Raw genomic sequence first — 21,806 nt, 5'->3', positions numbered from 1 at the left:
CAACGCGGATGACGGAAAACACTAACGGAATGAGTAGCCTATCATACAAGCGAAGGGCGTATGATAGGCTACTCATTTGAAACGGACAATAAAAGTGAACTTTAGCTCCAAGACCCGGAATATTGAGCAGTGGCTGGTGGAAACAATAGCCCATTAACTCAACATCTTCTCAATTTCACTCATCAAATTAACCCTTTCCAATGAGAAAGTAGTGTCATGTGCCTGCAAATACTCCAATAGTTCTTTTGCCCGGCGGAGCATTGCCGGCTGGTCTTTGGGTTGCAGGTAGCTACTTTCGATCAAAGTCTTGATTGCGATTTCAAGACGGAGGATACCGCTCTTCTCTTCGTTGTCGAGGAAACGGAGGATATCGTCGGGAGCGGTTGTCATCAGGAAATCCTGATCCAGTTTCAGGTTCTCGAAAACAGTCTGTATCAGCTCCGGGTTCTTTCCGGCAGCATTGTTATTACGATTGAAGATTACCTGGGCAATCATCTTGCCCAGTTCTTCTATCTGTACCATGATTAAATCTCTTTTCAGCATATTGGATGAATTTTATTCTACGGTTACACTTATAATTCTGATATCTTTTTTGGGGCGGTCATATTGGTCTTTCGGCTGGTTGGCAATAACATCCAACACATCGAAGCCTTCTGTCAGTTCACCGAAAATCGTATAGATGCCATCTAAGTGGTGACAACCACCGGTTGTCGTATAGGCTTTCCGCTGTTCGTCGGTAAAAATCAAATGTCCGGGAGTGGCCAGTATCATGGAATCGATCTTTGCATTGATCGTGATGATACGTTTGTTGTATTCCCGTTTGTTACTTTGTTTCAGCATTTTCAGCTCTACGGCTTCCGGACGGTAAAATTCGTCGAGTGCCTTTTTGCGGATATTCTGGTTTGCGATCAACTCCAGCGTATCCAACTCTCCGTTGCGGTATATTTTCCCCTGTACGATAAAGAACTGCGACATATCCGATTTCTTCTGTGGATTGACGTCATCGTTTTGGCGGGGAGCAGCCAAGGCGCCTTTTTTATGGAAATATTTACTGTTTAGTTCTGGTAGTATCTCGGCCGACGAGTCGCCGAAACCACAACGAGCACCCGGAGGAGCTGTTTTCGAGTCGGGAGCACCTCCCTGTATCATAAATTCTTTGATAACACGGGTAAAAAGCGTACCGTTGAACTCTCCCTGTCGTGCCCGGTTGATGAAAGTACGGACATGGTTGGGGACATCATCATATAGCTGGGCCTTCATCGTCCCCACATTTGTTCGGATTGTTATTGTTTTTCCTTCACCTTGCGCATGGAGGGTACCCAATGCAGTGAACAATACTAAAATCAGGTTATATATCTTATTCATGCAAGCTATTTTTATTTCTCGGGTAAAGATACTGTTTATGTTGTTAAACACAAACTAAATGGTTATCTTTGCCAGCTTTATTAAATAGTGACAAGGTTTTTTAATATTAGAATATGAATTGGATCAATGATTTATTATGGGGAGAAGGTATTGGCCACTCCATCCTGTTGCTGTCGTTTGTGATAGCGGCCGGAATTCAATTGGGTAAAATTAAGGTGTTTGGAGTCTCTCTGGGCATCACACTGGTTTTATTTGTGGGGATTGTTCTGGGACATTTCGGTTTTACGATCAACCACAATGTAATTCACTTTTTTAAAGAGTTCGGTCTTATCCTGTTTGTTTACTCCGTGGGTATGCAGGTGGGGCCCGGTTTCTTCTCGTCATTCAAGAAGGGAGGAATAACGTTGAACTTGCTCGCTTGCGGGATTGTGTTCCTGGGAGTAGTAACTGCTATTATCCTGCATTACACAACCGGTATTCCAATGCCCACAATGGTTGGTATTTTGTCGGGAGCGGTGACGAATACACCTGGTCTGGGTGCTGCTCAACAGGCATATTCCGACATGTATGGTACGGCTGATAATACAATTGCACTGGGATATGCGGTTGCTTATCCGTTGGGTGTGATCGGTATTATTCTTTCGATTATGTTTGTTCGCTATGCATTCCGGGTGAACTTCGACAAGGAGAGTGAGCAACTGAACAATGAGGATTCTTCTCATGCCAATGAGGCTAAACCCATTTCCCTGGTGGTTAAAAATCCGGCGATATTTGGAAAAACAGTAGGGGAGTTGTCTGGTTTGCTGGAACATCGTGATTTCGTTATATCCCGTATCTGGCATGACAGCAACAAACAGATTGAAATAGCTTCTGCTAATGCGGTATTGCATGAGAACGATAAAGTTTTTGTAATTACAACCGAACAGGATGCCGATACCATCAAGACTTTTGTCGGTGAAGTGATCGATATGGAACGCAAACAGTGGATTCGTATGGAAAGCCAGTTCATCAACCGTCGTATCCTGGTTACAAAACCGGAGTTGAACGGTAAACGTCTCGGACAATTGAAGCTGCGTCAGTTATACGGTATCAATATTACCCGTATCAACCGTGCCGGTGTCGATCTGGTTGCTACTCCGCACCTGACACTGCAAGTGGGTGACCGTGTAAATGTAGTAGGTACCGAGACTGCCGTCACAAATGTAGAGAAGGTATTAGGTAACTCGATGAAACGTTTGAACGAGCCGAACCTGATCACGATCTTTATCGGTATTGCGCTGGGTATTGTGTTGGGTAGTATACCTATTACATTCCCGGGTATCCCGCAACCGGTAAAACTGGGATTGGCCGGTGGACCGCTGATCGTGGCTATCCTGATCAGTCGGTTCGGTTATAAATATAAGCTGATAACCTATACGACTCAGAGTGCAAACCTGATGTTACGTGAGATAGGTATCACGTTGTTCCTTGCCTGTGTCGGTATCAGTGCCGGTGATGGCTTTGTCGATACGATCGTCAACAACGGAGGTTTTGCCTGGATTGGTTACGGTTTCATCATAACGACGGTTCCTTTGCTGATCATCGGATGTATAGGTCGTTATTTCTGTAAGGTGAATTACTTTACATTAATGGGTCTGATTGCCGGTAGTACAACCGATCCGCCTGCACTGGCCTATTCGAATGCAACAGCCGGAAATGATGCTCCTTCCGTGGGGTATGCAACTGTCTATCCATTGACAATGTTCCTGCGTGTATTGACGGCACAGTTATTGATTTTGTTCTTTGCCTGATTAAGGATAAATAATAGGATAAAAGGTGTTTGAATAGCTTTCAGACACCTTTTTAATTTAATAGATATTCGCCATGCTAACTAATGGCTCATACAGTTTTTCGATATCCTGGGCATCTATTTCGAGGGTTAGCTGGTCGCCGGGTAAGATCGTTTGACCGGTAGGGGGAAAGTCTTTGCGGTCGCGATGGATATTTATAATGATGCAGTTGTTGGGTAGATGCAGGGTATCGATCTCTTTACCGTCGAAATAAGAACCTGCCATGACCTCTACATCCAACTTGAGCCGTTTTTCTTCCTGAAAGAAAGGGTTTTTGATCATCTCTTCGTAAAACATCACATTGAACGGTTTTATCTCTAATAGCTCGGTGAAGTAGTAAGTCAGTCCCCCAACGACGATCGAAGGGTAAAATACTTCAAAATGCCCTGTGATTTCCGTTATCAGGATAATAGCAGTAATAGGGGTACGGACAACAGCCACCAGGAAAGCGGCCATCCCGACCAGCATTACATAACTGACATTTTCGGGAGCGATAATTCCATGTTGTACCAATAAGAGTGCACATATCTTTCCAAGCAAACCACCGGTTACAAGTGTTGGGATAAAACTTCCTCCGGGTAATCCTGAAGAAAAAGAATAAACGGTAAATACCATATGCAACAGCATCATTCCAGTAATCCAAAGTATGTTTTGTGTTCCTCCGAGTGCCTGTTCCATCAGGAATTGTTCTCCTCCACCTGTCAGATCCGTCAAAGTCAGGGAGATTGTGTATGCCATGATCAGCAAGCCAAGTAATTTGATGTATTCCGGTTGTTTTATGGCGGGATACAGTCTTTTGACATATAGCATCAACAGTGAATAGAATTTCCCGAAAATGGAGACGACCACGGCAAACAACAGGAACAGTTTTATCTGTAAAGAGAAGGTCAGGTCAGGAGCTACTGCCTGTATCTCATGATAAGGATTGATCGGGAATATCATATTGGCAATTCCACCGGCAACTACTCCGGCCAGGATCGTAGTAATAGCTGTCTTGGGAGCATCGAAACGTTCGATCGACTCGATAACCAGTGTTGTTGCTGCCAGTGGAGCGGCAAAAGCGGCTGCCAGCCCGGCACCGGCGCCTGCTGCCAATAATTGTTTACGTTCACCACTCAGGATATGTCCCCATTTACCGACCAGGTCGCCTATATAGGAACCCATTTGCACGGACGGCCCTTCACGCCCCATTGAAAGACCGCTGCTTAATGTCAGTACTCCGCCTACAAACTTCGCGAGTAATTGTCGTAATGAATGTGTATACACTATCCGGCCGTTGATAGCCCCTCGTGTTTGTGCGATACCACCGCCGCTGATGAAAGGCCAACGTTTTACCAGTTTCGAAACAAATATAAGGACTGCCCAGAATACAAAAAATGAGATAACATACAGATACCAGGGAGGGGAAGACTCGAAAAACTCTTTCCGGTAGTTATAGAACAGCTGCAATAAATAATGGTAAGGAACTGCTACCAGGCCGGTAAGCAATCCTACGATGAGACTCACAAAATAGAGCCTGGCATCCACTAGTTTCAGCTTTAATATCCTCCAGTTTACCTTCATAAGCTCGATAAAAACAAGCCTGGTTCGGCTTTGGTTCTGACCTCCAACCAAATAATTGTCAATTGTCAATTGTCGACTGTCAATTTTTACTACATTTGCCCTTACAAATCTTTAAACCATATTAATACCATGAGACATTTATTTTTAGGAAAGCTGTTCATTGTGTTGGTTTCCATGTTGTGTGTATGCTCGGTGTCAGCCAGGAAACCTATCAAAACTTTATTAATAACAGGGCAGAATAACCATAACTGGCAGGTCAGCCATGTGGTGTTAAAACAGATACTGGAAAATTCCGGCCGTTTCTCAGTCGATTTCGCGGTTTCTCCCTCACAGGGAAAGGACATGTCAAGTTTTGTACTCGATTTTACTCCTTATGAGTTAGTAGTACTCGATTATAATGGTGATTCCTGGCCGGAAGAAACAAACAAACATTTCCTCGAGTATGTACAAGGTGGTGGTGGTGTAGTGATCTATCATGCCGCTGATAATGCTTTTTCTAAATGGCCGGAGTTCAATAAGATCTGCGCTTTGGGAGGTTGGGAAAACCGCAATGAAAATGCCGGTCCTTATGTATACTGGCAAGATGGTAAACTGGTCAAAGACAGTTCTGCCGGTCCCGGAGGTTCACATGGCAGCCAGCATGAATATGTTTTAAACGGACGTGATAAAGTGCATCCGATCGTCAAAGGGTTACCTTTGAAATGGCGTCATACAAAGGATGAATTATATGACCGTATGCGTGGTCCGGGTAATATCGATGCTCTCCTGTACACCTCTTATTCTGATAAGGAAACAGGCGGATCAGGTCGTGAGGAACCGCTGATTTTCACTGTCGATTACGGCAACGCCCGTATCTTCCATACGATGCTCGGACATGCTGGTGAGACGGTTGAAAATAATACAGCTATGCAATGTACAGGTTTCCAGGTTTTGCTGTTGCGTGGTGCTGAATGGGCGGCCACCGGAAAGGTGACTCAGAAAGTGCCGAAAGACTTTCCTACGGAAACAGAGTGCTCTTATCGTAAAGATTATAAAGAACAGAAGTAATATGTAAAAAGGCCGATTTTAAATCGGCCTTTTTTACTACTTATATTTTCATATATCTATTTATGCTTGTGTCGTATTTCTCCAAATCCGTACCATATAAAACGGCAAATGTGTGAATGCGAATACGAACGAAATGATCAGTAAGATCTTGCTTTCATCCCATCCCACTGTCTGCTGATGCCATAGTCCGGTGATCACACAGAGGACGGAAAGGGCGATACCTATCATGTTAAGTGAAAGCTGTCCTTTACGATGTTGCTGCATGTATTCCAGTTTGCTGTGTTTAACACCGTAGCAGGCATAGATATCTAGTCCGATCAACATCCATAATATTAAACGTATCCAAGTATCGGCCGGGAGAAAGAGCATCATGCAAAGGCAGGTAACGATTCCCAGAATAGGAATGAGTGGAACAAACGGCGTTTTGAAAGCTCGCTGAACGTCCGGCATTGTTTTTCTTACAACCAATACTCCGGCACATACCAGTGTGAAAGCAAATAAAGTCCCGATACTGGTCATTTCACCTGCTACACGGGCCGGAACAAAAGCAGCCAGCAACCCTACCAGCAACATAAAGAGCAGATTACTTCGTGCCGGTGTACGGAATTTCTCATTGATATGTGAGAAAAATGGCGGTAAAAGTCCGTCGCGGCTCATACTCAGGAACACACGGCTTTGTCCAAGCAGAGTCACCATGATGACCGAACAGTAACCGAACAGAATGGCCAGAACGATCGCTTTATTCAGCCAGGGATAATCCGGCTGGATGATACCTGCCGCATCTGCATTCCCCATATGGGAGATAGCAACGGCTACGGGAGCAATTCCTTCTTGTCCGCCAAACTGAGTATAATGTGCCACCCCTGTCATTACATGGGCGAACAGCATGTATAAGACGGTACATACCAATAGGGAGACGAGGATACCGATCGGCATGTCGCGTTTCGGGTTTTTAGCTTCCTGTGCTGCGGTGGATACTGCATCGAATCCGAGGAAAGCGAAGAAGACGATGGCTGCCCCGCGAAGCACCCCTGAGAAACCGAACTCACCGAGTGTTCCCGTATTGGCAGGGATATAAGGAATATAATTGTCCGTATTGATATATTTCCAACCCAAAGCAACGAAAACCAATACTACGGAAACCTTTAGGAATACAATGATCCCGTTGAAGATCGAGCTACCTTCCGTTCCGCGGATCAGGAAGATGCTCATCAGGACAACGATCAGGAAAGCCGGGATATTGACTATGCCACCATCCCAGGGGCAGGCAGTAAGTGTTTGCGGTAAATGAATGCCTAACCCTTCCAGGAAGACTACGAGGTAACGGCTCCAACTGATACTGACGGTCGTTGCCGCCACGGTGTATTCGAGTACAAGGTCCCAACCGATAATCCAGGCGATCAACTCGCCCATAGTCGCATACGAGTAGGTATAGGCACTTCCGGCTACCGGGATCATCGAAGCAAACTCAGCATAACAGAGTCCGGCAAAGCAGCAACCCAGGGCAGCAATGGCAAACGATAAGGTGATGGCCGGTCCGGTATATCCGGCGGCAACGGTTCCTGTGATCGAGAATAATCCCGCTCCGATAATAACGCCGACGCCTAGTGCTACCAGACTCCACGGCCCCAATACCCGTTTTAATGTTTTACTTCCCGATTCATTTGCTTCAGCCTGTAAAGCTCCCAGAGGTTTCTTTATGAATAATCCCATTTTCTTTTATTTGTGCATTTTGATAACCGGGCACAAAGGTAGAGATTACGGAAAAGATATACAAATTCAATTATGGATAGACAACCGTTCCCATACGTAGGAGGGGATCAGTTTCCAGAAGAACACAAGAGTTATATAGCGCCAGTCGATGATGACAGTACGTTTTTTTCTGCTCAGCGCCCTCACGATCTGTTGGGCAACTCGTTCAGGACGCATCAAAAGAGGATATTTATCATTTTTCAATAAGTCTGTTTTTACGAAGCCGGGACGGATATCGGTAAAATGGATAGGTAGTTTCTCCATTCTGGCCAATTGGGCCAGAGCGTCGATGTAGGTATTCTGAAATCTTTTGGTGGCTGAATAGGCAGGAGCGGCTCCCAAGCCTTTTGTTCCGGCTATGGAACTGATGACAGCCAGATGTCCTGCCCCTTGTTCCTGAAAATAATGGTAGGCGGCTGTTACCATGCGGGTAAAGCCGATAGCATTGGTATTCACGGTTGCCAGTTCTATGTCTGGATTTAACATCCGGTTCTGGCTGCCGATACCTGTACTAAGTAGGAATAGATCCATGCCTCCCAACTTGTCGATCAGTTGATGAAGTTTTTCTACTGCATCGACCTCGGTAACATCAAGTTGTTGTATCTCTATCTGTTCAGGAGCCTGTTCTCTGAATGCTTCGAGTCGTTCGATACGGCGTCCTGCCACTCCGATACGCCAACCCAACTGACGGTATATTTTTGCAACTTCATAACCGATACCTGACGTCGCTCCGATGATAACAATCCTCTTGACCATTTCCCTTGTTTAAAATATATAGTGGGACAAATATAGGGATATACTGTGAATATAGGAAATTATTATCTTTGTAAACCTTATAATGGATTCAGTGATCCCAAAAACAAAAAAAGATCGTATGACAAGAATACTGGTAGTAGAAGATGAACAGCGTGTAGCGGAACTCCTGAAGGTCGGTTTGGAAGATTCCGGCTATCAGGTGTCGGTGGCTTTTGATGGGGAGATGGGGTTGCGTCTTTTTCGGGCTTCGAGGTTCGATCTGGTGATCTCTGATATTATCCTACCGAAGATGAATGGCTTTGAGCTGACGAAAGAGGTGCGGCAACTGAATCCGGATATCCCCGTTCTGATGCTTACTGCTTTGGGCACAACCGACGACAAGCTGGACGGCTTCGATGCCGGGGCAGACGATTATATGGTCAAACCTTTCGATTTCCGCGAACTGGATGCCCGTATCAGGGTGCTGCTGAAAAGAAAAGTTGTCGCTTCGCAAACTACACAGCCCCAGGAGTTAAACTATGCCGATCTTCGTATCGATCTGTCCGGTAAGTCTGTCTTTCGCGATGGACGTGAGATAAAATTGACACCTAAAGAGTTTAATTTGCTGGCTTATATGATGGAGAATCCGGAGCGTGTCCTGTCGCGTGCAGAGATAGCCGATAAGGTTTGGAACACTCATTTCGATACGGGGACTAATTTTATCGATGTCTATATCAATTATCTTCGAAAGAAAGTCGACCGTGATTTTCCTGTTAAACTGATCCATACTAAGCCAGGCATGGGTTTTATACTGCGTACCGATGAAAATCAGGACTAAACTGGCGATCCGTTATACGGCAGTCACAGCTACTGTCTTCCTGTTCCTGATGGGAATGATCTGGTTCTTGTCGGAAAGTAACCGGAAAAGTGTTTTCTATCGTGACCTGAAAAAGGAGGGGATTACGAAAGCAAATCTATTCCTGCAACATAAGGTCGATGCCGCTACTATGCAATCTATTTACATGAATAACCGGGAGTTTATCGATGAGGTGGAGGTGGCTGTCTATGATCCGTCGTTCAATCTGCTTTATCATGATGCCAAAGAGATAGATCGGGTGAAAGAAACTCCGGAAATGATTCGGCGTATTGTCGAAAAGAAATCCATCGAATTCTTTGAAGGAGATTATCAGGTGGTCGGACTTTTGTATCCGTTTGAGGGGAAAGACTATGTTATCACGGCTGCTGCATTTGACGGTTATGGCTATGCGAAGCTCGATGCTTTACGGAATATCCTGCTGATATTATGGGGTGTCGGGTTGGCGGTACTGGCTGTTGTGGGGTATTTTCTGTCGCGAAGTGCTTTGTCGCCTGTCTCGAATATTGTCAGGAAGGTGGAGAAGATAACGGCATCCAATCTGGACGAAAGAGTTCCGGTAGCGGACGAAAAAGACGAGTTGGGAGAGTTGGCTGTGACCTTCAACCATACGCTCGACCGATTGGAGCAGTCGTTCGATGCGCAGAAAATGTTTGTCAGTAATGTTTCTCACGAACTTCGTACACCTATGGCTGCCTTGATCGGTGGTCTGGAGGTTACGCTTCTCAAGGAGCGTTCCGGTGAAGCCTATCGGAAAGCGGTGGAAGAGGCTTTGACGGATGCGGATAAGGTGGTGAAATTATCTGAGGGCTTGCTTAACTTGGCTCGTGCCAGTTATCAGCCGGAGCAGATCAGTATGGAAGAGGTACGCCTGGATGAGCTGTTACTTGATGCCCGCGGACTGGTTCTGAAAGCCAATAAGGAGTATAAGGTCAATTTGCTTTTTGAAGAAGAGACCGACGACGATGACATGATTACCGTTTCCGGGAATGCTTATCTTTTGAAAACTGCCTTTGTCAACCTGATGGAGAATAACTGTAAATTCTCTGACGATAAAACTTCCTCGGTGCAGATATCTTTCTATGAAGAAAAATCCATCCTTCGCTTTTCCGATTCAGGCATCGGAATCCCCACAGAGGACATGGAACATCTCTTTACCGCCTTTCACCGTGGCAGTAACCGTAACTATGCAGTCGGCAATGGAATAGGGATGGCGTTGGTTCAAAAGATCGTTTTCCTCCACAAAGGAAATATCTATGTTCATTCTTATCCGGGTGAAGGGACTGTGTTTGTGGTGGAGTTTCTGCATATATAATTAGCATAATACAAAATATTATGTACCTTTGCCGCATGTTAAACAAACTATTTAAATCGGATTTGGTGTAGTAAACAATCTGTATTTCTTGTACAGGTTGTCCTTTCGTTTATTCTCGGGTAATTCTGCTCGGGCGTAATTCCTATTGTATTAATTCAATTTTAATCAGTGTACAATGATGACGGCATTGTTATGCTTTCACGGGTATGCTATATACATAAAGAAAATGAGTAACGAAAATAAAACAATTCACGAATTCGATTTTAATTTAATCTGCGAATATTTTTTAAACACAGAACGTCAGGGACCCGGAAGTCCTGAAGTGACCCTTAAAGCATTGAGTTTTATAGACAACCTGACCGACCGGTCCCTTATCGCCGATTTGGGTTGTGGTACAGGCGGACAGACAATGACATTGGCACAGCATGTACCGGGACATATTACAGGTCTCGACTTTTTTCCGGGATTCATCGACCGGTTCAACGACAATGCCAGGAAGCTGAATCTTCAGGATAGAGTGGAAGGAATCGTCGGTTCGATGGATAACCTTCCTTTTGGAGAAGTTGAATTAGACCTGATCTGGTCGGAAGGAGCCATTTATAATATCGGCTTTGAACGTGGATTAAACGAATGGCGTAAATATCTGAAAACAGGAGGATATATCGCCGTTTCCGAAAGCACATGGTTTACCGAAGAACGTCCGGCAGAGATCCATGATTTTTGGATGGAGGCTTATCCGGAAATAGATACCATTCCCAATCAGGTAGCCCTGGTGCAAAAGGCTGGGTATCTTCTTGTTGCTTCCTTTATTTTGCCTGAGATTTGCTGGACAGAGCATTATTTTGCGCCTTTGGCTAAAGCACGGGAAAAGTTTCTAGCCAAATATCCGGGAAATAAAACTGCCGAAGAACTTGTCGCGATGTCACATCATGAAGAGGAATTATACCGTAAGTACAAAGGATTCTACGGCTATGTGTTTTATATCGCTAAAAAGATAACGCTATGATCTGTTTGGATATGTATGGTTGGAATGACAGGTTGAACCAACTGAAACAAGAATCGGCATATAATACGTTATCTCACGGACGGATAGCCGTCGTGCATCGCACCTGTTATGAAGTTATTTCCGAAAATGGATTGTTCCAATGTGAGTTGACGGGAAATATGATGTATGGAAGATCTGACTTTGAACTGCCTTGTACGGGCGATTGGGTTCTGTTTCAACCTTTCGACGATAGTAAAGGGATTATCGTCGATATGCTGCCTCGTGAACGGACATTGTACCGTAAGAAAAGTGGGACAGTTGCCGAGAAACAGGCGATTGCATCGTATGTGGATAAGGCGTTTATTGTGCAGAGCCTCGATGATAATTTCAATATCCGCAGGGTCGAACGTTTCATGGTTCAGATACTGGAAGAAGGTATCGATCCTGTGTTGATACTCAATAAATCCGATCTGCCTTTTGATAGACAGGTAGTAGAAGAGGCGATCAAACATCTTGCCAGCAGGATGCCGGTGTTTTTCACCAGTATCCTTCATCCTGAGACAGTTTCCCGGTTACGGGAATCCATATCGGAAGGCGAAACGGTGGTGTTTGTCGGTTCGTCGGGTGTGGGAAAGAGTTCTCTTGTTAATGCACTTTGTGAAAGATCAGTGCTGCTGACATCGGATATAAGCCAGTCCACAGGGAAAGGAAGGCATACTTCCACCCGCCGGGAGATGGTCTTGATGGACGGTTCAGGCGTTTTAATAGATACTCCGGGTATTCGTGAATTTGGATTGGCTGTAGATAATCCCGATTCACTTGCTGAAATGCTGGAAATTTCCAGTTATGCAGAATCGTGTCGCTTCAAGGATTGTACACATACCAATGAACCTGGTTGTGCCGTGCTGGAAGCAGTCGACAAGGGCCTGTTAGATACAAAAGTGTATGAAAGCTATCTGAAACTAAAGCAGGAAGCCTGGCATTTCTCCGCCTCCGAACATGAGAAACGTAAAAGGGATAAATCTTTTACAAAGCTCGTGGAAGAAGTGAAGAAGCGCAAAGCAAATTCCTGATTTTATTTTTATATGGTGCAGGTTTCTTCGGATTCCTGCACTGTATTGTATTATTTTTTAGACATACAAACTTTAGGGTAGAATGGTTTTTGTTTTGTCGGTAAAACGATAAACATCTATTTTTGTTTTGTGTATAAAATAAAAATGGACTATATTTGTATTGTTTGGAGAATAAATATAGAAAGATATGGATAAAAATATTCTGAAAACGGTTATCGCTGACAATCAAGTGGAAGTCCCCAAATATAAGGTGATTCCACGAAGTTTCACTTTTGAGGAGTTTGGAAATTATGTTTTTGTGGGTATTCGGCGAGCGGGAAAGTCTTACCTGTTATATCAACGGATGCAGCAACTACTAGCACAAGGTGTACAGTGGGATGAAATGCTTTATATCAATTTTGAAGATGAACGTCTTACCGGGATGAAAGCAGAAGATTTAAATCTGTTATTGGAAGTTCATTTAGAAATGTATGGAAAGAAACCTCTTTTGTTTTTAGATGAGGTACAAAATGTTTCCGGATGGGAAAAATTTGCTCGTCGTATGGCTGATACGAAACATCGAGTTTACATTACGGGAAGTAATGCTAAAATGTTAAGTCAGGACATTCAGACAACTTTAGGTGGACGTTATATTCCTATTGATGTTTATCCGTATTCTTTCAAAGAGTTTTTGACGGCAAACGATGTTTCTGTTACTTCCAATCACCTGTTATCAACGGAAGGCAAAGCCGAAGTATTGCGAAAATTCAATGACTATTTCTATTTTGGCGGATTCCCGGAAGGAGCTGATTTATTGGTTAAACGGGATTATCTGACCAGTGTTTATCAAAAAATCTATCTGGGAGATATAGCAGCCCGTCATACGGTAGATAACACATTCGCTTTACGTATCATGTTCAAGAAACTGGCCGAAAGTGTCAAGCAACTTTTGTCATTTACCCGGATTGCAAATATTGTATCATCTACCGGAGCAAAGGTTGGAACGCAGACAGTTATAAACTACATGGAATACGCTAGAGATGCATGGCTTATTAATCCTATACAGAATATTGCAGGGAAATTGGTCGATAAAGAAACTTCACCTAAGTATTATTTCACGGATAACGGTATTCTGAATCTTTTTTTATTGGACGGGAATACTTCTTTATTGGAGAATATGGTAGCCGTGAATTTATTGCGTAAATACGGGCGAAATGATGCTGTTTATTTTTATAATCAAAGTATTGAGGTAGACTTCTACATTCCTGATGATTACACAGCTATTCAGGTTTGTTACAATCTTGACAATAGCGATGGAACATTTGACCGGGAAGTAAAAGCCTTGCTGAAAATTACCGAAGTCTTAGAATGTAAGAAACTATTGATTATTACCCGCGATACGGAACGGACGATAGAGATGGGCGGAAAAACAATTGAAGTCCTTCCTGTATGGAAATGGCTTTTAAGTTTGTAAGGAGCTTTCATATTTTGAAGCCAGCTAGGACTGAATGGCTTTTGTTTGAGTACAAAGGAATGGATGTCATCAAATAAAATACTATAACGAAAAATTCATGATAAATAAGAAAGAACTTGTATTAAAACCTCTGATGGATGAAGATATACCATATTTTGATAAATGGTTGGATAAGGAGTATATATCGAAATGGTTTGGTGATAAAGAGGATTGGCTGAATGAGATAAAGGAAAGAGATGGGAAATATGACTTCTTAAAGCACTTTATTGTTTGCCATGAGGATCGGAGGATTGGGTATTGTCTTTATACTGATTGCTTTTTCTTGAAAGATTTGGAAGAAGACGGGCATGATTTTAATGCACTGTATGGAGATGTAGTAGAGGAAAATCATACATTTGAAATTGGTTATCTGATCGGTGAAGAGGAATATTTGAATAAAGGTCTTGGCAAAAGGATTATTCAGATGTTGGAGGAAAAGCTTATTGAAATCGGAGGCAAAGAAATTGCGGCAGATCCGGTGGAGGAAAATATCATTTCTATAAAGGCATTACTGAGAAATGGCTTTCAGAAGAAAAGCGACGGAGACTATAGAAAAGTAATAATAGATCGTTAAATCATTCAATTATGAATATTACAATACTGAAATCCTCTTGCTATTCTCTCCGGATTTGTTACATTTGCAGAGTACATATATTATTAATAAAGAAAGGAGAATCCTATGAGACGTCCTGAAATAGTAAATCGCATCCGTGAAGTTCTTCGTCGTGTTGCCCCAGATGCTCAAGCTATACTTTATGGAAGTGAAGCGCGAGGGGATGCTCGTCCTGATAGTGATATAGATGTACTGATACTGGTAAATAAGGATAATATTTCACTGAAAGAAGAACAGGAAATAGCTTATCCTCTTTATGATATCGAGTTTGAAACAGGTGTCATAATTAGTCCGCGAGTTTTCCCTAAGAAGTTTTGGAATAATCTGATTACTCCCTTTTATGAGAATGTAATGAAGGAAGGAATAGTATTATGACAGACGATGAGAGAACAGCTTTGATCGCTTTACGTTTGCAAAATGCGAAAGATACTTTACAGGAAATTACTGTACATATAGAACATGGTTTTTGGAATACGGCTACTAATCGAATGTATTATGCTTGTTATTATGCTGTAGCTGCATTATTGCTTAAAAAAGGCATTAGTGTCAAGACACACTCTGGGGTGAGACAGGCATTTGGAAAAGAATTTGTTGTATCGGGACAAGTATCAAAAGAGCAAGCTCGCTTTTTCTCTATTCTATATGATAATCGTCAGACAGGTGACTACGATGATTATATTATGATGACGCGGGATAAAGTGGAAGAACTTTACCCACAAGCTATTGTTTTTATTGATTCGTTGGAAAAACTGATTTTAGAATAATTGTATTGTTATAGTAAATTGTCAATTTGGTAATTATCCTCCTATTTCCCGGCTCTCGATGAAGCGGGGAGATAAGAGGATAATTTTTTTCTGCTTCACCGGGATTTGAGGTTTGACATAAAGATATTCCATAGAAGATAGAAGTATATTTTAGTTAGGTGATAAAGCCGATCATTGTAATGTTTTCAGAGCAAGTGGCAGAGAAAAGGCGAGGCCAGCTACAATTTGTTTATTGAAAACGATCAGTCAAAAAGATGCTTCTAGCTTTTGGGAAGCTGTATATACTCCATTTTAAGGAGTAATAATTGAAGAAAATCTATTTCTTTTTCATGTGTTAAATTTTTCATCACAATGATTACCCCCCTCCATTGTGATGAGTGTGCGGAGTCATTGTGATGACTTCGTGGGGACATTGTGATGATGGGGGAGAATCATTGCAATGATTTCCGGAAGGAGTGGGGATGAGGAGGGGAAGATGCGGTGGTGAGGTCGGTTTGTTCCTCTGGAACAAAGATTTGTGAGGGGAGTGATGTTAGCCGGGGAGGTGAAAAACGAACATTTTGAAAGGGGAGAATGTTTATCTTTATCTTTTTGATCAATCTGAAAATGAATGGAGGAAGAGTTATGAAGAGAAAAGATTTTTGCGGGCTGATGGCGACGCAGGAACAGGATAAACGTAGGCGGGGAGATGAGAGTACCGCCGATCTGTATAGGGCTGTGCGGAACCATTTCGAATGCTTTATCACAGATGTGGGGCCGGCACATAAGGATGTGACGGCGGAACTTGTGCAGGACTTCCAGTTGTGGCTGCAGAGGAAAGGGCTGCGTGTCAATACGGTGAACAGCTACCTCAGTTGCCTTCGGGCGATGTATAACCGTGCTTTGCCGTTCGGCAGGGGACGGCAGGAGAGATCGCCTTTTGCCGGGCTGCGGTTGAAACGGGAGGAGACACGTAAACGAGCTGTGCCGGTGGAAGTGATAAAGAAGATCGCTTCGCTCGATCTGAAAAAGGAACCGGCCAAGCAACTGGCTGCCGACCTGGCACTGTTCACTTTCCTTGCCTGCGGTATCCCTTTTGTGGATATCGTGCATCTGACGGGTGAGAACCTGGTGGAGAACGGTACGGTGCTGGAATACCGTCGTCAGAAGACGGGGGTACTGATCCGGATGGAAGTGTCGGCGGAGATGCAGATGCTTATCGACCGCTACCGCAGTGCAGAGCGACACTATCTTTTCCCGGTACTGTCGGAAGATATGACCCACGAACAGTATAAAGCCTGTCTGGCAACGGAAAACCGATACCTGAAAGATCTCAGTGTGATGCTGGATTTACCGGAAACGTTGACGACCTATTCGTTCCGTCATGCCTGGGCTTCGGAGGCGTATCACCTGCATGTACCTATCGGCGTGATCAGTCAGGCATTGGGACATACGTCGGAAAGGACAACCCGTATCTATTTAAAGGAGTTTGACGTATCGGAAGTTGCCAAAGCAAATAGGCAGGTTTCTGAGACGATCGGCTGCTATTTGCGGGTGGGGTAAACCTTATTTATATAATAAGGGAGAACATCCTCTTTCTATCTTACAATCAGTGTCTTATAAATAAGAAAAATCCTGAATTGTAATGAAGTACGTGGCAAACGTAAGAAGAAAAAAATGAAAAAACAAGGAGTGTAGGGTGTTTTCTTAAAAAAAGCATATTTATTTTACTAAATTTCACAAGTTAACCTATTTTTTAGCCATAGTATATGATTTTCATTACAAGATGGCATAAGACGGGCTGGGACTGTTATCATTTTTTAATTTGTTAAGAGAAAACTGTTATCCGACAGTACCATTTCTTCCTCCAAAAAGACTCAAAAAGACATCAATCCTTCATTTTTTACCCTAAAAATTCCCTAAGCGGGCACTTTCTGGGAGGGCTTTTTTCACCCTCTACCCTTATTATATAAATAAGGTGAACATTTACAGAGAGTTAGTGATAATCATGGTCGCTGTTCAATATTGAACATGCTGGTATTATATATTATATGTATAGGATAAAAGGTCTACACCGGAAAATACAGGCAAGAACAATCTTCCTGTTACTGCTCAACTTCCTTCTGGGGATAGGAGCGGATGCCCAGATTACGACCTATTACAAGGCTGAATCATTCCTTTTCTCTTTCCGCCAGGATAACGACTTGTTCCTTGCTGATTACGGAGACAACGCTTATCAACTGGAACGGATGGGCGGTTTACTCGACGTGTCCCGTGACCAAATCCTAAAAGGTGATTGCCATTTGTTGATCGTCTCGCATGTGAATGCCTATGAATACGAAGATAAAGAGGTTGTGAACGAAGCCTCCCTTCGTGCCGGACGTATCCGTGCCTATCTGAAAACCCGTTTCGATATTTCTCATGATTGTGTTGCCTTCTACATCGACCGTAGCGGAAACTATCGCGATCAGGTACATGTCTATAAGGTATATAAACCACTTCCGTGGTTTGCAAATATCTCGATTCATTACAGTGAAAGCCGTTATCCGGTAGCGGTAGAGGCCGCCATCGGTGAATATGGTGCAGTCCCTTATGTAGACCTGTACCGTCGTGGTGAGACAGGAGGTTACGACCGTGAAGTGTACCGCATCGACGATCCTCTTTTTGACCGCACGGAACTGGAAGATTACCGTCTGGCTTCTGTAACGGATACGGTACGCCATAGTAAACGAACAGAAAAATCGGATATCGCTTTAGCTACCACCGTAACAACCAGGGAAACAGTGCGGGTAGTGACAAAACAGAAAAATACAGTCGGCAAAGAAGTTATTCCCGAGGAACAAAAACAGTCAACCAAATCTGTGAGGATGAAAGAAACTTCGATGCATCAAAACCCTGTATATCTGGCCGTGAAAACGAACCTTCTTCCCTGGTGCGGCGTAGTCCCGTCAATTCGTTTAGGAACCGGGGAAACAATGATAGAAACGGGTGCATTTATGCCGAACCTGGAGGTGGAGTGTTGTTTCGCCGGTCGTTGGTCGGTTGCCTTGTCCGGCATATATTCCGACTTTGCCTATAAAGACAAGGCGCGCGACTGTTGGGCTGTGTCCGAAATATCCCTCGAACCTTGTATCTGGCTATCCTCTTCGAGAAAGTTTACAGGATTGAATACCGGCTTGTTTGCCGAATACGGAGATTTCGATGTACGTGGAAGCGCGATCGACCTGTCGAAAGATATGCTTTATGGACGGACAGGTTGTTTTTGGTCGGCAGGTTTGTCGATGGGTTATCGCTTCTCTCTGGTCGGCGGTTTTGGAGTAGGTATGCGTGTCCGTGCCGGTTACCGCTCCGTTTTCAGTGGAAAGAAATACCGGTATGATCCATTGGATAACCGTAATTATCTGGAAACCCATTTTGCATCTACCGGGTTTATGGTCGGTTTAAAGATCTGCTTATCATATCGTTTTCAAATCAGATAGGAGGTATTTTATGGAAAGAGATAAAAGAAATAAAAGATATGTAATGATACAGGTAGCCGTTTGGGCGATCAGTGCTGCATGGATTATGACGGTATCGTCCTGTGCCTACCGTATGACTGACGAGGATTGGGAGAAGAACGGAAAGGTACGTTTGCTGCTTCGAAGGTCAGACAATAGTTGCCCGGATAATATGACCTGGTATTTCTACCCGGAAGATTCGGAAAGTCCGCTCATGCGTACGGGAGACGTTTCAGGATATGAGGGCACGTTGCCTTTGGGGCGTTACCGGGTTGCAGTCTGTAATACCGGTTGCACAGGTGTCACACTTGAAATGGAGAAGGGTTATGAGGAAGCCTGCGGCAGAGCACAACAACTTTCTTCCTTAAAATCAAGTTCCGTACAGATAGCCTGTCCGGGTAGCTTGTACGGCACAGGTCTGGAGCAGATCGAGGTAGTCGGGGGGGAAACGGTAGCGAAAGAATTAACTCCGGCAAACCTTGTCCGTACATTGGAAATGAATATAAAAGTCACAGGAGGGGATAAGGATGATGTCGTTCCGGCGGTCTTGTCCGGAAGGTTGACCGGTGTTTCTTCACGGGTACATATACCTTCCGGCAAGCCGCTGTTCGATACGCCTGCTTTTATGACGTTCGAGCCGGAAGAGGTCAGTCCGGGTGTATATGCCTCTTCGCTGAGTTTGTTCGGTTTATCCCTGGGTGAGGGAGAAGAGGAAGGCAAAGAACCTGTCGACCTTAGCCTGACGATGACGCTGGCGGATGGAAGCGAGATTGCTTCATCTACGGATATAACGGAAGAGGTGAAAGATGCGTTCACTGCTACCGTCACGACACATGTGATACTTGACCTGGTTGTCCGCTATGATGAAATAAGTGGTTTGACGATTACGCTGACGGACTGGAAACCGGGCAGTGACGGTTCGGGTGTAGTTACTCCTTAATAACAATATAAAACACTGGTATAATATGAAAACAGAAAAATTATTGATCATGAGTCTGTTGGGAACAGCTTTCTTAGGCGGTTGCACAAACACGGAAGAGCCGGTAACGAATGGAACGGCGCAGGCAATAGAGGTGAATGCCGGAATAGCGGAGTCTACCCGTGCTGTGATCAGCGGCGGTTATACGAACGACCTGGAAGTCTCGTTCGTCCGTCTGGATAACCCGGGAACAACGGGTGCTGCGTGGAATACCCCGCCTATCGATGCGGTCCGTACAGGAGGTACAGGCAACACGGTTCTTACATTTGAACTGGAGCAAACCTATCTGACGGAAGATGGTGAGTCTGTCCTGATCGGTTACTATCCCCGCAAGGCATTGAACAGTGGAACGACTAACCCGGTCAGTGTCACTTACACGATTACCGGTGAGGAGGATATAATGGCAACGGGAGTTCAGACCGGTTCGCTGGTGAATAAGTTCGAGACTTTCACCTTCAGCCATCTGTTAACCCAATTGCAGTTCAAGTGTACAGGTTCTGCTGGAGCAATCAGTAAATGGACGGCGATCACTTCCATCAAAGTAAAGAATGTAGCAACGGGATTGAAACTATCGCTCGATAAAACCAAGGGTGCTCAACTGACGGCAACAGGAACAGCCAACCAAACGCTAACGGTTAAAAACTGTCCTTCTACAATTTCTGCCCCGGATGCCGAAAAACCATCGACCGGCTATCTGTTGCTTTACCCGACAGCGAATATGGGAACAGAAGATTTACCTGTCAGTTTAGAGGTGAAAGGAACTTATGACGGGAGTCCTAAAACATTGGATGTTACCGTCTCCAATATCAGCGAAGGTGTGAAAGCGGGTTATTCGCATCTTATCACACTCACCTTTACGGAGGATGGTAAAATAGCGGTAGAAACCGGTATCGCCGAATGGCAACCGGGTAATAATGGCAGTACAATAATAACTCCCGGAAAGTAACCGTAAAGTCATGAACAACTTCATAGTAACAGCATTCATATCCATCGCCATCCTTCCGGGCCTCGCCGCCTGTTCAGACAGCAATCCTACTCCGGAGCCAGTCCCGGAAACTGCGGTGTGCCTGGAAGGAGCGATCGGACAATCAACGCGCGGAGTGATCGGCTCCGGCTATGAAAATGATTTAGAGGTTTGCTTTGCCCGGCAGGATGAAACGATCGTTTCGACAGAAAGTTATGGCATGTGGAACAGATATGAGGCGGTACGAACAGGAGGTAAGGGGAACCGTCCGATCGTGTTTGTCGAGTCCCAGTCATACCCGGAGGACGGTCGTCATATCCGCCTGCACGGCTATTATCCGGCAAAGGGTGAGTCGGGAGTTGTTGCAGGAACGGGCAAAGTGACCTTTATAGTGGATGGTACAACCGATATTATGTCAACGGGAATCCTGACGGCCAGCGGATATGCCCCGGTACAAACCTGTACGTTCCGTCATTTACTGACACAGGTTCGTTTGGTTTGTTACAGTGACCAGGCTGATAGATGGGGAACAATAAAAACGATTGAAGCGATAGACGTACATACACGTCAGACACTGGATTTGGAACAGGAAACTTCCCATTTGGATGATATATCGTTAGATGATGGAATAAAAAATATCCCAGTAAAGGATATAGTAAACTTGCCAGTCCCGGAGGTAACAGTCGGCGAAGAACTTCCCGAACCGCAAGGATATCTCCTGCTCCCGATATCTCCGGTGGACGGAACAGCAGAACACCCGTTGCACCTTCGGATAACAACGACGAAAGATGGCAGAGGAACTGAACATGAAACAGTTTCGGAAGTCTCTTTCCATATCGAAGACGGTTTCCAGACAGGTAAAAGTCATGTTGTAACCCTCTTCTTTACAGATAAAAGCCAGATACAGACTACATCTGTCGGTGTGGAAGCCTGGACGGATCATGAACAGGATGATATGCCGATATAAAATATTAAATATA

The 21,806-nt window shown here is 44.2% G+C and carries 20 protein-coding genes; 15 read left to right on the top strand and 5 right to left on the bottom strand.

Annotated elements, in window-relative coordinates:
* Positions 1-153 precede the first annotated feature (153 nt).
* Positions 154-543, bottom strand: a complete 390-nt coding sequence (locus tag BQ7394_RS12765) for a hypothetical protein (protein WP_075557785.1) — start codon at positions 541-543, stop codon at positions 154-156.
* Positions 544-555: 12 nt separating this feature from the next.
* Positions 556-1,365: a peptidylprolyl isomerase gene (locus tag BQ7394_RS12760; RefSeq protein WP_075557784.1), complete on the bottom strand. Its 810-nt coding sequence runs from the start codon at positions 1,363-1,365 to the stop codon at positions 556-558.
* A gap of 113 nt (positions 1,366-1,478) precedes the next feature.
* Between BQ7394_RS12760 and BQ7394_RS12755 the strand changes: the two genes are divergently transcribed.
* Positions 1,479-3,155 (top strand): putative transporter, encoded by a 1,677-nt coding sequence (locus BQ7394_RS12755; protein ID WP_075557783.1) that lies wholly within the window; start codon positions 1,479-1,481, stop codon positions 3,153-3,155.
* Positions 3,156-3,212: 57 nt separating this feature from the next.
* Here BQ7394_RS12755 and BQ7394_RS12750 read toward each other — a convergent pair whose 3' ends face one another.
* Positions 3,213-4,757, bottom strand: coding sequence for a ClC family H(+)/Cl(-) exchange transporter (locus BQ7394_RS12750; RefSeq protein ID WP_075557782.1), 1,545 nt, complete (start codon positions 4,755-4,757; stop codon positions 3,213-3,215).
* 129 nt (positions 4,758-4,886) lie between these two features.
* On the opposite strand from BQ7394_RS12750, the gene BQ7394_RS12745 reads away from it, so the two are divergent.
* A complete protein-coding gene (locus BQ7394_RS12745; RefSeq protein ID WP_075557781.1) occupies positions 4,887-5,804 on the top strand; it encodes a ThuA domain-containing protein in 918 nt (305 codons plus the stop codon).
* 60 nt (positions 5,805-5,864) lie between these two features.
* Here the strand turns inward: BQ7394_RS12745 and BQ7394_RS12740 are convergent, their stop codons facing one another.
* Positions 5,865-7,517: an amino acid permease gene (locus tag BQ7394_RS12740; protein WP_075557780.1), complete on the bottom strand. Its 1,653-nt coding sequence runs from the start codon at positions 7,515-7,517 to the stop codon at positions 5,865-5,867.
* A gap of 66 nt (positions 7,518-7,583) precedes the next feature.
* On the bottom strand, positions 7,584-8,312 hold the full coding sequence (locus BQ7394_RS12735; protein WP_075557779.1) for an SDR family NAD(P)-dependent oxidoreductase: 729 nt from the start codon (positions 8,310-8,312) through the stop codon (positions 7,584-7,586).
* A gap of 118 nt (positions 8,313-8,430) precedes the next feature.
* Between BQ7394_RS12735 and BQ7394_RS12730 the strand changes: the two genes are divergently transcribed.
* The 13 genes from BQ7394_RS12730 to BQ7394_RS12670 all read left to right on the top strand — a co-directional run bounded on the left by BQ7394_RS12730 (position 8,431) and on the right by BQ7394_RS12670 (position 21,793).
* Positions 8,431-9,129: a response regulator transcription factor gene (locus tag BQ7394_RS12730; protein ID WP_075557778.1), complete on the top strand. Its 699-nt coding sequence runs from the start codon at positions 8,431-8,433 to the stop codon at positions 9,127-9,129.
* Positions 9,113-10,480 carry a sensor histidine kinase gene (locus tag BQ7394_RS12725; protein ID WP_075557777.1) on the top strand — a complete coding sequence of 456 codons (1,368 nt, stop codon included), beginning with the start codon at positions 9,113-9,115 and terminating at the stop codon, positions 10,478-10,480. The genes BQ7394_RS12730 and BQ7394_RS12725 overlap by 17 nt, the downstream gene beginning before the upstream one ends.
* Positions 10,481-10,706: 226 nt before the next feature.
* Positions 10,707-11,486: a class I SAM-dependent methyltransferase gene (locus BQ7394_RS12720; RefSeq protein ID WP_075557776.1), complete on the top strand. Its 780-nt coding sequence runs from the start codon at positions 10,707-10,709 to the stop codon at positions 11,484-11,486.
* A complete protein-coding gene (gene rsgA, locus BQ7394_RS12715) occupies positions 11,483-12,538 on the top strand; it encodes a ribosome small subunit-dependent GTPase A (protein ID WP_075557775.1) in 1,056 nt (351 codons plus the stop codon). Before BQ7394_RS12720 ends, rsgA begins: the two co-directional genes overlap by 4 nt.
* 187 nt (positions 12,539-12,725) lie before the next feature.
* Positions 12,726-13,991, top strand: coding sequence for an ATP-binding protein (locus BQ7394_RS12710; RefSeq protein WP_075557774.1), 1,266 nt, complete (start codon positions 12,726-12,728; stop codon positions 13,989-13,991).
* Between the two features lie 97 nt (positions 13,992-14,088).
* Positions 14,089-14,604: a GNAT family N-acetyltransferase gene (locus BQ7394_RS12705; RefSeq protein ID WP_075557773.1), complete on the top strand. Its 516-nt coding sequence runs from the start codon at positions 14,089-14,091 to the stop codon at positions 14,602-14,604.
* Between the two features lie 105 nt (positions 14,605-14,709).
* Positions 14,710-15,018 carry a nucleotidyltransferase domain-containing protein gene (locus tag BQ7394_RS12700; protein ID WP_075557772.1) on the top strand — a complete coding sequence of 103 codons (309 nt, stop codon included), beginning with the start codon at positions 14,710-14,712 and terminating at the stop codon, positions 15,016-15,018.
* Positions 15,015-15,407 carry a HEPN domain-containing protein gene (locus BQ7394_RS12695; RefSeq protein ID WP_075557771.1) on the top strand — a complete coding sequence of 131 codons (393 nt, stop codon included), beginning with the start codon at positions 15,015-15,017 and terminating at the stop codon, positions 15,405-15,407. The genes BQ7394_RS12700 and BQ7394_RS12695 overlap by 4 nt, the downstream gene beginning before the upstream one ends.
* Positions 15,408-16,031: 624 nt before the next feature.
* Positions 16,032-16,949 carry a tyrosine-type recombinase/integrase gene (locus BQ7394_RS12690; protein WP_075560010.1) on the top strand — a complete coding sequence of 306 codons (918 nt, stop codon included), beginning with the start codon at positions 16,032-16,034 and terminating at the stop codon, positions 16,947-16,949.
* A gap of 488 nt (positions 16,950-17,437) precedes the next feature.
* Positions 17,438-18,865: a DUF3575 domain-containing protein gene (locus tag BQ7394_RS12685; protein WP_075557770.1), complete on the top strand. Its 1,428-nt coding sequence runs from the start codon at positions 17,438-17,440 to the stop codon at positions 18,863-18,865.
* A gap of 10 nt (positions 18,866-18,875) precedes the next feature.
* Positions 18,876-19,823: a DUF5119 domain-containing protein gene (locus BQ7394_RS12680; RefSeq protein ID WP_235848741.1), complete on the top strand. Its 948-nt coding sequence runs from the start codon at positions 18,876-18,878 to the stop codon at positions 19,821-19,823.
* Positions 19,824-19,848: 25 nt separating this feature from the next.
* The gene (locus BQ7394_RS12675; protein ID WP_075557768.1) at positions 19,849-20,808 is read left to right on the top strand and encodes a fimbrillin family protein; all 960 of its coding nucleotides are present in this window, start codon (positions 19,849-19,851) and stop codon (positions 20,806-20,808) included.
* 10 nt (positions 20,809-20,818) lie between these two features.
* Positions 20,819-21,793 (top strand): fimbrillin family protein, encoded by a 975-nt coding sequence (locus tag BQ7394_RS12670; RefSeq protein ID WP_075557767.1) that lies wholly within the window; start codon positions 20,819-20,821, stop codon positions 21,791-21,793.
* Positions 21,794-21,806: the final 13 nt, after the last annotated feature.

The organism is Parabacteroides timonensis (assembly GCF_900128505.1).
GTDB lineage: Bacteria > Bacteroidota > Bacteroidia > Bacteroidales > Tannerellaceae > Parabacteroides > Parabacteroides timonensis.
The sequence above is the reverse complement of the archived record's forward strand: the minus strand, read 5'-3'. Positions and strand labels throughout refer to the sequence as shown.

What these genes read in the sequence shown, in the direction of transcription:
- rsgA (WP_075557775.1), top strand. Translation starts at nt 11,483, where the DNA reads ATGATCTGTTTGGATATGTATGGTTGGAATGACAGGTTGAACCAACTG.
- BQ7394_RS12700 (WP_075557772.1), top strand. Translation starts at nt 14,710, where the DNA reads ATGAGACGTCCTGAAATAGTAAATCGCATCCGTGAAGTTCTTCGTCGT.
- BQ7394_RS12695 (WP_075557771.1), top strand. Translation starts at nt 15,015, where the DNA reads ATGACAGACGATGAGAGAACAGCTTTGATCGCTTTACGTTTGCAAAAT.
- BQ7394_RS12685 (WP_075557770.1), top strand. Translation starts at nt 17,438, where the DNA reads ATGTATAGGATAAAAGGTCTACACCGGAAAATACAGGCAAGAACAATC.
- BQ7394_RS12760 (WP_075557784.1), bottom strand. Translation starts at nt 1,365, where the DNA reads ATGAATAAGATATATAACCTGATTTTAGTATTGTTCACTGCATTGGGT.
- BQ7394_RS12675 (WP_075557768.1), top strand. Translation starts at nt 19,849, where the DNA reads ATGAAAACAGAAAAATTATTGATCATGAGTCTGTTGGGAACAGCTTTC.
- BQ7394_RS12690 (WP_075560010.1), top strand. Translation starts at nt 16,032, where the DNA reads ATGAAGAGAAAAGATTTTTGCGGGCTGATGGCGACGCAGGAACAGGAT.
- BQ7394_RS12740 (WP_075557780.1), bottom strand. Translation starts at nt 7,517, where the DNA reads ATGGGATTATTCATAAAGAAACCTCTGGGAGCTTTACAGGCTGAAGCA.
- BQ7394_RS12745 (WP_075557781.1), top strand. Translation starts at nt 4,887, where the DNA reads ATGAGACATTTATTTTTAGGAAAGCTGTTCATTGTGTTGGTTTCCATG.
- BQ7394_RS12710 (WP_075557774.1), top strand. Translation starts at nt 12,726, where the DNA reads ATGGATAAAAATATTCTGAAAACGGTTATCGCTGACAATCAAGTGGAA.
- BQ7394_RS12670 (WP_075557767.1), top strand. Translation starts at nt 20,819, where the DNA reads ATGAACAACTTCATAGTAACAGCATTCATATCCATCGCCATCCTTCCG.
- BQ7394_RS12755 (WP_075557783.1), top strand. Translation starts at nt 1,479, where the DNA reads ATGAATTGGATCAATGATTTATTATGGGGAGAAGGTATTGGCCACTCC.
- BQ7394_RS12730 (WP_075557778.1), top strand. Translation starts at nt 8,431, where the DNA reads ATGACAAGAATACTGGTAGTAGAAGATGAACAGCGTGTAGCGGAACTC.
- BQ7394_RS12750 (WP_075557782.1), bottom strand. Translation starts at nt 4,757, where the DNA reads ATGAAGGTAAACTGGAGGATATTAAAGCTGAAACTAGTGGATGCCAGG.
- BQ7394_RS12705 (WP_075557773.1), top strand. Translation starts at nt 14,089, where the DNA reads ATGATAAATAAGAAAGAACTTGTATTAAAACCTCTGATGGATGAAGAT.
- BQ7394_RS12720 (WP_075557776.1), top strand. Translation starts at nt 10,707, where the DNA reads ATGAGTAACGAAAATAAAACAATTCACGAATTCGATTTTAATTTAATC.
- BQ7394_RS12725 (WP_075557777.1), top strand. Translation starts at nt 9,113, where the DNA reads ATGAAAATCAGGACTAAACTGGCGATCCGTTATACGGCAGTCACAGCT.
- BQ7394_RS12765 (WP_075557785.1), bottom strand. Translation starts at nt 543, where the DNA reads ATGCTGAAAAGAGATTTAATCATGGTACAGATAGAAGAACTGGGCAAG.
- BQ7394_RS12680 (WP_235848741.1), top strand. Translation starts at nt 18,876, where the DNA reads ATGGAAAGAGATAAAAGAAATAAAAGATATGTAATGATACAGGTAGCC.
- BQ7394_RS12735 (WP_075557779.1), bottom strand. Translation starts at nt 8,312, where the DNA reads ATGGTCAAGAGGATTGTTATCATCGGAGCGACGTCAGGTATCGGTTAT.